Below are 12283 nucleotides of genomic sequence, written 5' to 3'. Positions count from 1 at the left end.
ACCATCGGTCGATGACCGCCCGCACGGCGCCCCTCGTCCTGGCTCTCGTTGGGCTGATCGGCCTGTTCCTGGCGTCCGCCTGCTCCCCGGCCCCTGCGCCTGCCGTCGGGACCGTGACCTCCGTCGCAGCGACCGTTCCGGGGTCGGACTCCGGGCTGCCGGTGCGCCCGCTGTCCGACCTGCCCGCGCAGGCCGCGGACACGGTCCGGGCGATCCGACGGGGCGGCCCGTTCCCCTCGAGCCGGGACGGGATCGTCTTCGGCAACCGCGAGGGCCTCCTCCCGGCGCAGCGGAGCGGCTACTACCGCGAGTACACCGTCCCGACGCCGGGCTCGTCGGACCGCGGCGCCCGACGGATCGTCACGGGATCGCAGGGCGAGTACTACTACTCCAATGATCACTACGGGAGTTTCGTCGTCGTGGACGTGAGTCGATGACCGACCTGCACGCGGCCACCACGCGGGCCCGGGACCGGGCGCGGACGGTCGGCGTGGTCGCCGAGGCCGCCGACAAGCAGTCCACGCTCGCCGCCATCGGGCGGGCACTGCACTTCCCCGACTACGTCGCCCCGAACCTCGACGCCCTCGAGGAGAGCGTCCGCGACCTCTCCTGGCTGCCGGTGGGTCCGGTGGAGCTGGTCTGGGCCGACGGCCTGCTGCGCGCCGCCGACCCGCCGACCCACCGCGTCATCGGGGAGATCCTCGACGGGGCGAGCAGCACCGAGGGCGAGCGGCCCTTCCGCGTGACGCGTGTAGGGTGATCGTCGTGCAGCGCTGGTACCGGTTTACGTGCTCGGCCCGGGACGGGTCGGCGGGTAGACCGCTGCGCTAGACCCCGTCCGCGAGCCGATCCCGGCTCGCGTGTCACGACGGCGGGTCGGGCCGGCTCCTGTTCCTCCTGGAGCCCCGCCATGACCACCCTGGTCGACCACCGACCGCTCGACGGCGCCCGCACGGCGGCCGTCACCCCGCTGCCCTCGCCGGCGCTGCTGCGCCACGAGCTCCCCGCCTCCGACCGCGTCGCGGCCGCCGTACGCCGTGGCCGGGCCGGGGCCGAGGCGATCCTGCGCGGCGAGGACGACCGCCTGCTCGTCGTCGTCGGCCCGTGCTCCGTCCACGACGTCGACGCGGCCCGCGAGTACGGCGCGCGCCTGGCCGCGGAGGCGGAGCGCCACGCCGACCGGCTGCACGTCGTCATGCGCACCTACTTCGAGAAGCCGCGCTCGACGGTGGGGTGGAAGGGTCTGATCAACGACCCCGGCCTGGACGGGTCCTTCGACGTCGCCCGCGGGCTGCGTACGGCCCGCTCGCTGATGCTCGACCTCGCGGAGGAGGGCCTGGCGCTCGGCTGCGAGTTCCTCGACCCGATCACCCCGCAGTACCTCGCCGACCTCGTCTCGTGGGGGTCGATCGGGGCCCGGACCGCCGCGAGCCAGGTGCACCGCCAGCTCGCCAGCGGCCTGTCGATGCCGATCGGGATCAAGAACGGGACCGACGGCGACGTCGGGGTCGCGGTGGACGCGGTCGGGGCGGCGGGGGCGCCCCACGCGTTCATGGGCGTCACGCCGGAGGGCCTCGCCGGGCTCATCACGACGACGGGCAACCGCGACGCCCACCTCATCCTCCGCGGCGGATCGACCGGTCCCAACTTCGACGCGACCTCGGTGGCCGCCGCGTGCGCCGCGCTGACGGCGAAGGGGCACGGCGGCCGGGTCGTGGTCGACGCGAGCCACGGCAACTCCGGCAAGGACCACCGCCGCCAGCCCGCCGTCGTCGCCGACCTCGCCGCGCAGCGCGCGGCCGGGGGACCGGTCGCGGGCGTGATGATCGAGAGCTTCCTCGTCGAGGGCCGCCAGGAGATCGGCCCGGACATGGTCCGCGGGTGCAGCGTCACCGACGGCTGCGTCGGGTGGGACACGACGGTGTCGCTGCTCGACGAGCTCGCCTCGGTGTCAGCGGTGGCCCACCGCTGACACCGGACGTCAGCCGTGTGCCACCGCTGACGCCGGCGGCCCAGGTCTGCACCGATTCCGTGACGCAGGCCGTCGTGGGATGAGCCATCGGTGGGGAACCGGTCCGGGCTGACCGTTCTACGATCCCCGCCATGACAGCACCCGAGGCGCCCGAGCAGCTCGTGCTCGCGGGCGAGTTCGCGACGCCGACGCGCGACGCCTGGCGGGAACTCGTCGCGGGCGTGCTCGCCAAGTCGGGCCGTGAGGTCGACGCGGCCGAGGCCGAGCAGGCTCTCGCGACCGCCACCGACGACGGCTTCGCGATCGCCGCGCTCTACACCGCCGACGACGCCCCCGGTGTCCCCACCGGGGCGCCGGGGCTCCCGCCGTTCACGCGGGCGTCCCGGCCGGAGGGGCACGTCGCCGACGGCTGGTACCGCCGCCAGCGGCACGCCTTGACCGACCTCGACGGCGCCCACGACGTCGTCATGGCCGAGCTGGAGAACGGCGTCTCCTCGCTGTGGCTGGTGCTCGGCGAGGCCGGCGGTCCGCCGGTCGACTCGCTGCCGCGGCTCCTGGAGGGCGTGTTCCTCGACCTCGCCCCGATCGCGCTCGAGGCCGGCCGGGACACCCCCGACGCCGCCGCGGCCCTGCTCGCCCTCGCAGCCGAGCACGGCGTGACCAGCACCCTCGGCGGGTCGCTCGGCTACGACCCGCTCCTCGCCCGAACCAGGGGCGGGTCCCCGCTGACGGACTCCTATGGGGAGAAGCTCGTCGAGCACGCCCGGACCGCCGCCGAGAAGCACCCGCACCTCGCCACCGTCGTCGCCGACGGCCTGCCGTACCACGAGGCCGGTGGCTCCGACGGCCAGGAACTCGGCGCCGCCCTCGCCGCGGGCCTCCACGCGGTGCGCCTGCTCAACGACGCCGGGCTGTCGGTCGACGACGCCTTCGCCCGCGTTGAGTTCCGCCTCGCCGCGACCGCCGACCAGTTCGCCACCCTCGCGAAGCTGCGGGCCGCCCGCCGCTGCTGGGACCGCATCGGGTCGGTCGCCGGGGCGTCCGACCCCGCCCGCGCGATGCGCACCCACGCCGTGACCTCGCCCGCGATGCTCACGGGCCGCGACCCGTGGGTGAACATCCTGCGCACCACGGTCGCCGCGGTCGGGGCCGGGCTCGGTGGCGCGGACGCCGTCACGGTCCTCCCGTTCGACTCCGTCCTCGGCCTGCCCGACGACTTCTCCCGCCGCGTCGCCCGCAACACCCAGGCGCTCCTGCTCGAGGAGTCCCACCTCGCGCACGTCATCGACCCGGCGGGAGGCTCCTGGTACGTCGAGTCGCTGACCGACGCCCTCGCTAACGCCGCGTGGGACGTCTTCACTGGCATCGAGCGGGACGGGGGCATCGAGCAGGTTCTCGATGACGGCTCGCTCGCGTCGGCCCTCGAGGAGACCTGGACCGCGCGCGCCGACCGGATCGCGCACCGGAAGGACCCGATCACCGGCGTCAGCGAGTTCCCGAACCTGCACGAGACCCTGCCGACCCGCACCGCCCCCCTATCGGCGTACTCGGTTGCTCTGTCGGGAACGGGGGACGCCGAGGGCGGCCTGCCGCGGCGGCGCTACGCGCAGGTCTTCGAGGAGCTGCGTGATCGCGCCGACGCCGCGTCCACCCGGCCGACCGCCTTCCTCGCGACTCTCGGGGCGCTCGCGCAGTACACCGCGCGGGTCTCCTTCGCGACGAACCTGCTGCACGCCGGCGGCATCGACGTCACCGAGGGCCCGGGCGGCACCGACGTCGACGAGATCGTGTCCGCGTTCCGGTCGGCCGGGACATCCGTCGCCGTGATCGCCTCCTCGGACAAGGTCTACGCCGAGCACGCGACGCCACTCGCGCGGGCGCTGGCCGCGGCCGGGGCGACGCGGATCGTGCTGGCGGGGTCGCCGAAGACGCTGGAGGAGGACGCCCTGACCGGGTACCTGTACACCGGGTGCGACGCCGCGGCGCTGCTCACCGACCTGCTCGACGAGCTGGGAGCCTGAACCATGAGCATCGGATCGTTCGCCGACGTCGAGCTCGGCACGCCGTCCGGGGACGGGGACTGGACCGCAGCCCTGCAGGAGGCCACGGGCAAGGACGTCGACGACCTGCTCTGGGAGACCCCGGAGGGCATCGGCGTCAAGCCGCTCTACACCGCCGCCGACACCGAGGGCCTCGACTTTCTGGCGACCCTGCCCGGGCTCCCGCCGTTCCTGCGCGGGCCGTACCCGACGATGTACCGCACCCAGCCGTGGACGGTCCGCCAGTACGCCGGGTTCTCCACCGCCAAGGAGTCGAACGCCTTCTACCGGCGCAACCTCGCCGCCGGGCAGAAGGGCCTGTCGGTCGCGTTCGACCTGCCGACGCACCGCGGCTACGACTCGGACAACCCCCGCGTGTCGGGCGACGTCGGCATGGCCGGCGTGTCGATCGACTCGATCCTCGACATGCGGCAGCTCTTCGACGGCATCCCGCTGGACCGGATGTCGGTGTCGATGACCATGAACGGGGCCGTGCTGCCCGTGATGGCGCTCTACGTGGCCGCGGCGCAGGAGCAGGGCGTCGCGCCCGAGCAGCTCGCCGGGACCATCCAGAACGACATCCTCAAGGAGTTCATGGTCCGCAACACCTACATCTACCCGCCCAAGCCGTCGATGCAGATCATCTCGGACATCTTCGCGTTCACCTCGCAGAAGATGCCGAAGTTCAACTCGATCTCCATCTCCGGCTACCACATCCAGGAGGCCGGGGCCTCGGCCGACCTGGAGCTCGCGTACACCCTCGCCGACGGCGTGGAGTACCTGCGGGCCGGGCGGGACGCCGGGCTCGACGTCGACAAGTTCGCGCCGCGGCTGTCGTTCTTCTGGGGCATCGGCATGAACTACTTCATGGAGATCGCCAAGATGCGGGCCGCGCGCCTGCTCTGGGCGAAGCTCGTGAAGGGCTTCGGCGCGAAGAACGACAAGTCGCTGTCGCTGCGCACCCACTCGCAGACCTCGGGCTGGTCGCTGACCGCGCAGGACGTCTACAACAACGTCGTCCGCACCTGCATCGAGGCGATGGCCGCGACCCAGGGGCACACCCAGTCGCTGCACACCAACGCCCTCGACGAGGCGCTCGCGCTGCCGACCGACTTCTCCGCGCGGATCGCGCGCAACACCCAGCTGCTGCTCCAGCAGGAGTCGGGGACCACCCGGACCGTCGACCCGTGGGGAGGCTCGGCGTACGTCGAGCGGTTGACCCGGGAGCTGGCGGGCCGGGCGTGGGCGCACATCGAGGAGGTCGAGAACACCGGCGGCATGGCCAAGGCCATCGACGAGGGCCTGCCGAAGATGCGCATCGAGGAGGCCGCGGCCCGCACCCAGGCCCGCATCGACTCCGGCCGCCAGGCGCTGATCGGGGTCAACAAGTACCCGCTGCTCGGCGGCGAGGACGTCGAGGTGCTCAAGGTCGACAACGCCGACGTGCTCCGTCAGCAGGTCGCGCGGCTCGAACAGCTGCGTTCCGACCGGGACGCCTCGGACGTCGAGTCCGCGCTGAACGCCCTGACCAACGCCGCGCAGTCGGCGCAGGACGGTTCTCGCGGCTCCGACCTCGACGGCAACCTGCTCAAGCTCGCGATCGACGCCGCCCGGGTGCACGCCTCGGTCGGCGAGATCTCCGACGCGCTGGAGAAGGTCTACGGCCGGCACCGCTCGGACGTCCGGACGATCTCCGGGGTCTACCGTGACGAGGTGGGCGAGAACTCCGCGGTCGAGGCGGCGCGGTCGGCGGCCGCGGCGTTCGAGGAGGCCGAGGGCCGGCGCCCCCGCATCCTCGTCGCGAAGATGGGCCAGGACGGCCACGACCGCGGCCAGAAGGTCATCGCCACCGCCTTCGCCGACCTCGGCTTCGACGTCGACGTGGGCCCGCTGTTCCAGACCCCCGAGGAGGTCGCGCGCCAGGCCGTCGAGGCCGACGTGCACGTCGTCGGGGTGTCGTCGCTCGCCGCCGGGCACCTGACGCTGGTGCCGGCGCTGCGCGACGCGCTGGCCGAGCTGGGCGCGGAGGAGATCCTCATCGTGGCCGGCGGGGTCATCCCGCCCGGGGACTACGACGAGCTGTACGCGGGCGGCGCCGCAGCGATCTTCGGGCCGGGCACGGTGATCGCCGACGCCGCGACGGAGCTGTTGGGGTCGCTGCGCGAGAAGCTGGGGCACGCCTCGTCCTGATCCGGCGTGAGGGGAGCTCTCGTGCCACAAGAGCGCTCGAATCCTCCCCTGATGGCTATCAGACCGGCTGCTTTCCCCGACGGCGGGTCGGGCTGGACCGGTAACCACGGGGGGTACACCGGGTCAGTCAGTAACGGTCCTACTCCTCGCCGGCGGCCAGGCCCTCGTCGTCATGGGCCCCGGTCCAGCCCTTGTGTCGGGAACCCGAGGTTCGGGTTCAGGAACGCTAGGACTGTCCGACCTTCGAGTAGTCGGTGCGGTCCCATGCGTTGACGAACTCGGTCTCGCCGAGCCGGGTGTTCCACACCCGGCGCGTGCTCGGGCGGAGCTGGGTGATCCGATGGGGTTGGGTCGCGTCGAACCACGCGAACGTCTCGACCACAGCGCGCCCGAGGTCGAGCGCTTCATCGAGGGCGGGCGTGAGGTCGGTGTCGTGCGAGGCGAGGATGACGAGGTCGGTGTCGTCGCGCTGGGTCTCCCGCACGAGCGCGAGTGCGCACAGGACGTCGATGCCCTTTTCCTGCTTGCGCTCCAGGACCCGATTGCCGCTGCTGTCGAGGATCAGGGCACCCATGCGGTCGCGCCGCCAGCGGTACTTTAGCTGGCGGTGGTGGACGCTTACCCGCGCGTCCCGCTCCCATTGCGCCTGCTGAGCCTGGTTGCGGGCGTGCGGCACCGGATCGTGCGCCGGGGACGGCTGACCGCGGTAGACCAGGACCCGCCGCAGCGACGCCAACGGGAAACCGTCCTTCTGAGACCGGTTCCGAGCCTGGATCAGCTGGTTGGAGAAGTGCAGCGGGTCAACGAGCGACTCGTGCTGCAACAGGCCCCGGCTGGCCGCGAAGAGGTTGTGCGCCACAAGGTGCACGTTCTGGTAGTCGATGACCACCGTGGCGTGCAGGTCTGGCCGGTCACGCTGCTCGGACATGAAAAAGCCCCGCCAATCCCGGAGGACGGCGGGGAACTAGGGCTCCTAGTGTGCCACGCGCCGTCATGTCGGTCCACGTCAGGTCCAGGGCGGTCCGTTCGTCTCAACCCCGCGGAGAAGGTAGCAGACAAGGTGAACGCGGTCCAGTTGTCATCTCGCTGTACACACAAACCCTGTGTACTGTCACTGCATGCCTGATGCGCCCGAAGATCTCCTGACGTCGGCCGAGATCGCCCGTCGAGTCGGTGTCGGGCGCGCAGCAGTGACGAACTGGCGCACCCGCTTCCCGGACTTCCCCTCGCCCGTGACGTCCGGACCGAGCCCCCGCTTCACGTGGAGCGCCGTCGCACGGTGGATGGGCGAGAACGGCAAGAGCACCCTGCTGGCCGCGTACGAGCCGAGCAACGCCGAGGTCTCGGCGCGGGCGGCCGAGGACGAGACCACGCCAGCCAACGCGGTCGACGACCTTGAGGGTGGAGCTGTCGAGACCTTGGCTCGCGCGATGGTTTCGCTCCTGCGGGACTCTCCCGATCTGGAGGAGTACGAGGGTGCTGATGAAGCCGAGGACGAGCGCGGCTCCGGACAAGTTGCCGAGTTCGTGGACACCGACGAACCATGGGAGACCGATCGACCGATCGTCCTCGATCCGGCGTGCGGGGCCGGCGAGAGGTTGCTCGCCGCGGCGGATCGGTTCCGCGATGAGGTCGCCCTTATCGGTCGGGACGACGATGAGGAGTCGGTCGAGTTGGCACGCCGGGCGCTGCGGCTGCACCCGTTCGCGGAAGGCTACGACGTCGCGAGGACCCGACCTACGGCACGAGCTCAAGCGGTCGTCTGTCTCGCGGGCGATCGACCGCCGCGCGGAGCTGCTACCGAGGACGCCGTCGGCGCATGGGCCCTCCGGTGTCTCGAGCTGCTCCGACCCCACGGCACCGCAGTCGTGGCCGTCCCGGCCTACGCGGCCACGCGGTCGTCGGGAAGCGCCGTCCGCGCCGACCTGGTCCGGCGCGGTGCCCTCGACCGCGTCATCGGGCTGCCATCGATCCCCGGAGCCCCGAACCTCCACGTGTGGGTGCTGCGGCAGACTCCGCGGCGGGGGGAGGACGTCTGCATGGTCGATGTCTCGGCGGTGGCCGATCCCGCCGACCTACCGATGTCGCGGGAGGCGTGGGACCGGCTCGTCGACGACGCGGACCCGGCGCTGGTGCGTCGGGTCCCGCGCGTCGCGTTGCTCGACGGCGTCACCGAGCTCGATCCCGCCCGCCACGTCGGGGCAGACCCGGCATCGACCGCCCAGGGGCTCGCAGACCTGACCGCACGCCTGCGCGCGCTCTACGAGCAGGTCGGCGCCGTGCTGCATGCCCCGGTGACCGCAGCCACCCTCGGTGCCCGTGACCTCGTGGCCCTCTCGGAGCTCGAACGGCGCGGCGCACTGACGATCGTCCCGCGGAGGTCCGCCTCTCACGAGGAGAAGGGCCCCGCGATCCACAAGGGTGACGTGCTGGTGAGCGGCCGAGGACAATCGCCGTCGGTCGCACGCCATCGCGCGGATGCGGGCGCCGAGACAGCACATGTCCTGGCCATCAGCGCCGAGCACCTCGACGCGCACTTCGTCGCCCTGTTCCTGCGCCCCGAGGTGGCGGCGCTCCCGGCCGCGACCTTGCATGGCGGCCCGAGCCGCTCTGACCTGCGTCGATGCCGGATTCCCCGTCTCCCGCTGCGCGATCAACGGCGCTACGGCGACGCCTACCGGCGCCTCCTCGACCTCGATCAGCTCACGTCCCGGCTCGCCCGTACGACGGCGACCGTGCTCGACCAGACCGTCCACGGCCTGACGACGGGCGCGCTCCGCCCCGTTGGAGCGGCTCGGCCCCGAACCCAAGGAGAACCTGCGTGACGACGAGTGCCCCCAGCCACGCGTCAATGGCGGCGGCCATCTGGTCGGTCGCCGACCTGCTGCGCGGCGACTACAAGCGGCACGAGTACGGCGGCGTGATCCTGCCGTTCACGTTGCTGCGCCGCCTCGATGCGACTATGGCACCGACGCGCGAAAAGGTCCGCGACCGGGCCGAGAAGTTCAGCGAGGTGCAGAAGAAGGACCTGCTGCTCCGCAAGGCATCGGGCGTTCCGTACTACAACGTTTCGGACCAGGACTTCGCCTCGGTGGCCGGCGATTCCGGCAACGTCGCCAAGAACCTGCGCGACTACGTGTCCGGGTTTTCGCCCGACGTGCAGCGCATCTTGGGGAACTTCGAGTTCGACGCCGTCATCACCCGGCTGGTCGGCAATCGGCTCCTCTACAAGGTGGTCGCCCGGTTCCAGGAGATGACGGACCTGGAGAAGCTCTCGAACCACGACATGGGGTACGTGTTCGAGCACCTCATCCGGAAGTTCGCGGAGGACTCCAACGAGACCGCCGGTGAGCACTTCACCCCTCGCGAGGTCATCCGCCTCATGGTCCGATTGCTGCTCGACTCGGAGTCGCTCGCCGGTGAGGGCCAGGTGGTCAACATCCTCGACCCGGCCTGCGGGACCGGCGGCATGCTCGCGGCAGCTGACGACGCGATTAAGGAGGTCAACCCGAACGCCGAGGTCTACCTGTTCGGCCAGGAGGTTAACGCCGAGTCTTGGGCGGTCTGCCAGTCGGACATGCTCATGAGCAACCGGCGCGGCGAGATCGCCCACGGCAACTCGTTCAGTCACGACGCGTATGGCGGCCGGACCTTCGACTACATGCTGGCCAACCCCCCGTTCGGCGTGGAGTGGAAGAAGATTAAGAACGAGGTCGACGCTGAGGCCGAGCTCGGCTTCGCAGGGCGGTTCGGCGCAGGTCTGCCGCGGATCAACGACGGTTCGTTTCTCTTCCTCCAGCACATGATCTCGAAGATGGAACGCTCCGAAGAGCGCGGCTCCCGGCTCGCGATCGTCTTCAACGGCTCGCCACTGTTCACTGGGGCAGCGGGGTCGGGGGAGTCGCGCATCCGACAGTGGATCCTGGAGAACGACTACCTCGAGGGCATCGTCGCCCTGCCCGACCAACTGTTCTACAACACGGGCATCTCGACTTACTTCTGGATCCTCGCCAATCGCAAATCCGAGGCGCTGAAGGACCGCGTTATTCTGCTTGACGCCCGCGACCAGTGGGTGAAGATGCGTAAGTCGCTCGGCGACAAGCGCAAGGAGATCAGCGAAGAGCAGATCGCCCACATTGCCAGTGTCTACGACGACGCCGTGGCGATTGCTGCGGACGCCGACCACCCCGACCATGACAAGGTCAAGGTCTTCCGCACCCGCGACTTCGGCTACCACCGGATCACCGTCGAGCGCCCGCTTCGCCAGCGCTTCGAGATCACCGACGAGACCCTGGCCGCGCTGAAGGTCGCGAAGCCACTCGCGAGATGGGAGCCGCGCGACGCCTTCGTCGACGCGCTGCGTCCGCTCCTCGGGCAGGTGTGGTGGACGAAGAACGACGCCTTGACTGCATTGCGCGCTGCGGCGAAGGAGGTGGGCGTGCTGTGGCCGAGCAGTGCGCCGGTGCAGAAGGCTATCTGGGGGGCAGTGGCCGTCTCCGACTCAAATGGTGAGTTGCAGAAGTTCAAGGGCGCGCCACTGCCTGACGCTGACTTGCGCGACTACGAAAATGTCCCGCTCCACGAGGACATCGATGAGTACTTCCAGCGAGAGGTCGTGCCACATGTGCCAGACGCATGGATCGACGTCGCCAAGACCAAGGTTGGGTACGAAATTCCTTTGACGCGGTACTTCTTCCGTTACCAGCCGCCCCGCTCTCTGGTTGAGATCGACACTGAACTCAAAGACCTGGAAATGCAGATTCAGAAGCTCTTGAGCGAGGTGGCTCGATGAAGACCCTTCTTGGTTGGGCACCCCAAATTCCCAACCACTGGAGAGTCGTGCCACTAAATTCGGTCGCGAGAATGGGGACCGGACACACTCCAGACAGGTCGAACCCAGACTTCTGGAGACTTTGCAACATCCCATGGGTGACAATTCCTGACGGGGCGCGCTCCGCGAATACCCTGGAACCGCTGATCGACACAGAGCAGAAAGTGAGTGCTCTCGGTGTCGCCGGAAGTTCTGCCAAAGTCCATCCGGCGGGGACTGTAATGCTTTCGAGGACTGCGTCTGTTGGATACACCCTTCGGGTGGGTGTCGCTGCGGCGACAACACAGGACTTCGTTACGTGGACTTGTGGACCGTCGCTCAACTCGATTTACCTTCTCGGGGTCCTGCGGTCGATGGCCCCTGAATGGAGAAGATTAGCGTTCGGTTCGACTCATCGCACGATATATATGCCCGATCTAGACAGCATAAGAATCCCGCTCCCTCCCTGGAGCGAGCAGTGCAAGATAGCGGATGCGATTTTGTCCGAGTCTTGCCGTGCACAGAAAGCCGAGAAATCGTTAAGTCGTTTGTATTCTCTCGCGTCTGAGCGTGTAGATGCTCAGATTTTGCAATTGATCGGATTGGCTCGGCTCGATCGTGATGATAAGGACGGGGTTGTACCGATCAAGCGTGTGCTTCAGAAGGTGACCAGACCTGTCATGAATGAGGGTCAGGTCGTGACGGCGTTTCGGGACGGCCAAGTAACGGCCCGAAGCATGAGGGCCACTCGTGGTTATACTGAGAGTGCGAGCGCTAACCCTCAGGGACAGGGCGTTAGAGTGGCCGATGTCGTAATTCACGGACTTGATGGATTTGCTGGCGCGATAGGAGAGGCTGAGACGGATGGTAACTGCAGCTCGGTCTATCATGTCTGCACGGCAATCGGCGAGAATTCGGGGAAGTTTCACGCCAGACTTCTCCGAATTCTCGCCACAAACGACTACCTTCCATTGTTTGCTACGAGCACGCGAGAGAGGGCGGTGGACTTCAGGAACTGGGGTCTTTTTGGATCCATCCCTATTCCAGGTGTGGCGATCCGGACGCAGCTTGAGATAGCAGAACAGATAAGTGCACTTGCTCCCCTAAGTGCGTTGGTAAGCAAGTCCTCGTATCTGTTACGGGAACGCCAGCGCGCATTCGTAACGGCTGCTGTCACCGGGCAGATCGACGTCTCTACCGCGCACGGAGATGAGTCATGAGTCCTGGACTGCACACCGAGAAGGCGTTCGAGGATCGGGTAGAGCAGGAGCT

At 69.1% G+C, this 12283-nt stretch carries 9 protein-coding genes; 8 read left to right on the top strand and 1 reads right to left on the bottom strand.

All coding sequences use genetic code 11. The annotated features are described in order from the left end of the window. Positions 1 to 11: 11 nt before the first annotated feature. From QSK00_RS18790 to scpA, 5 genes are all read left to right on the top strand, one after another. On the top strand, positions 12 to 437 hold the full coding sequence (locus tag QSK00_RS18790) for a guanyl-specific ribonuclease (RefSeq protein ID WP_285592845.1): 426 nt from the start codon (positions 12 to 14) through the stop codon (positions 435 to 437). Beyond that, complete coding sequence (locus tag QSK00_RS18785; RefSeq protein ID WP_285592843.1) at positions 434 to 760, top strand: barstar family protein; 327 nt, start codon at positions 434 to 436, stop codon at positions 758 to 760. The genes QSK00_RS18790 and QSK00_RS18785 overlap by 4 nt, the downstream gene beginning before the upstream one ends. A gap of 150 nt (positions 761 to 910) precedes the next feature. After that, complete coding sequence (locus QSK00_RS18780) at positions 911 to 1972, top strand: 3-deoxy-7-phosphoheptulonate synthase (RefSeq protein ID WP_285592841.1); 1062 nt, start codon at positions 911 to 913, stop codon at positions 1970 to 1972. Between the two features lie 131 nt (positions 1973 to 2103). Continuing rightward, positions 2104 to 3993: a methylmalonyl-CoA mutase family protein gene (locus QSK00_RS18775; RefSeq protein WP_285592839.1), complete on the top strand. Its 1890-nt coding sequence runs from the start codon at positions 2104 to 2106 to the stop codon at positions 3991 to 3993. 3 nt (positions 3994 to 3996) lie between these two features. Then, positions 3997 to 6201, top strand: coding sequence for a methylmalonyl-CoA mutase (gene scpA, locus QSK00_RS18770; RefSeq protein WP_285592837.1), 2205 nt, complete (start codon positions 3997 to 3999; stop codon positions 6199 to 6201). 226 nt (positions 6202 to 6427) lie between these two features. On the opposite strand, the gene QSK00_RS18765 is transcribed toward scpA, so the two are convergent. Continuing rightward, entirely contained in the window at positions 6428 to 7129 is a 702-nt protein-coding gene (locus QSK00_RS18765) for a PIN domain-containing protein (RefSeq protein WP_285592835.1), read from the bottom strand. A 355-nt stretch (positions 7130 to 7484) separates the two neighbouring features. Between QSK00_RS18765 and QSK00_RS18760 the strand changes: the two genes are divergently transcribed. The 3 genes from QSK00_RS18760 to QSK00_RS30420 are packed head-to-tail and all read left to right on the top strand — an operon-like array spanning position 7485 to position 12231. After that, complete coding sequence (locus QSK00_RS18760) at positions 7485 to 9026, top strand: DNA methyltransferase family protein (RefSeq protein WP_285592833.1); 1542 nt, start codon at positions 7485 to 7487, stop codon at positions 9024 to 9026. Next, entirely contained in the window at positions 9023 to 10993 is a 1971-nt protein-coding gene (locus QSK00_RS18755) for a type I restriction-modification system subunit M (RefSeq protein ID WP_502872054.1), read from the top strand. Before QSK00_RS18760 ends, QSK00_RS18755 begins: the two co-directional genes overlap by 4 nt. Next, positions 10990 to 12231, top strand: coding sequence for a restriction endonuclease subunit S (locus tag QSK00_RS30420; RefSeq protein ID WP_352231152.1), 1242 nt, complete (start codon positions 10990 to 10992; stop codon positions 12229 to 12231). The genes QSK00_RS18755 and QSK00_RS30420 overlap by 4 nt, the downstream gene beginning before the upstream one ends. Positions 12232 to 12283: the final 52 nt, after the last annotated feature.

This window comes from Actinomycetospora sp. NBRC 106378 (assembly GCF_030269685.1).
Classification (GTDB): Bacteria; Actinomycetota; Actinomycetes; order Mycobacteriales; family Pseudonocardiaceae; genus Actinomycetospora.
The sequence above is the reverse complement of the archived record's forward strand: the minus strand, read 5'-3'. Positions and strand labels throughout refer to the sequence as shown.

Excerpts from the sequence above, each read along its gene's own strand:
- QSK00_RS18790 (WP_285592845.1), top strand. The coding sequence starts at position 12 with ATGACCGCCCGCACGGCGCCCCTCGTCCTGGCTCTCGTTGGGCTGATC.
- QSK00_RS18765 (WP_285592835.1), bottom strand. The coding sequence starts at position 7,129 with ATGTCCGAGCAGCGTGACCGGCCAGACCTGCACGCCACGGTGGTCATC.
- QSK00_RS18780 (WP_285592841.1), top strand. The coding sequence starts at position 911 with ATGACCACCCTGGTCGACCACCGACCGCTCGACGGCGCCCGCACGGCG.
- QSK00_RS18775 (WP_285592839.1), top strand. The coding sequence starts at position 2,104 with ATGACAGCACCCGAGGCGCCCGAGCAGCTCGTGCTCGCGGGCGAGTTC.
- QSK00_RS18760 (WP_285592833.1), top strand. The coding sequence starts at position 7,485 with ATGGGCGAGAACGGCAAGAGCACCCTGCTGGCCGCGTACGAGCCGAGC.
- QSK00_RS30420 (WP_352231152.1), top strand. The coding sequence starts at position 10,990 with ATGAAGACCCTTCTTGGTTGGGCACCCCAAATTCCCAACCACTGGAGA.
- scpA (WP_285592837.1), top strand. The coding sequence starts at position 3,997 with ATGAGCATCGGATCGTTCGCCGACGTCGAGCTCGGCACGCCGTCCGGG.
- QSK00_RS18785 (WP_285592843.1), top strand. The coding sequence starts at position 434 with ATGACCGACCTGCACGCGGCCACCACGCGGGCCCGGGACCGGGCGCGG.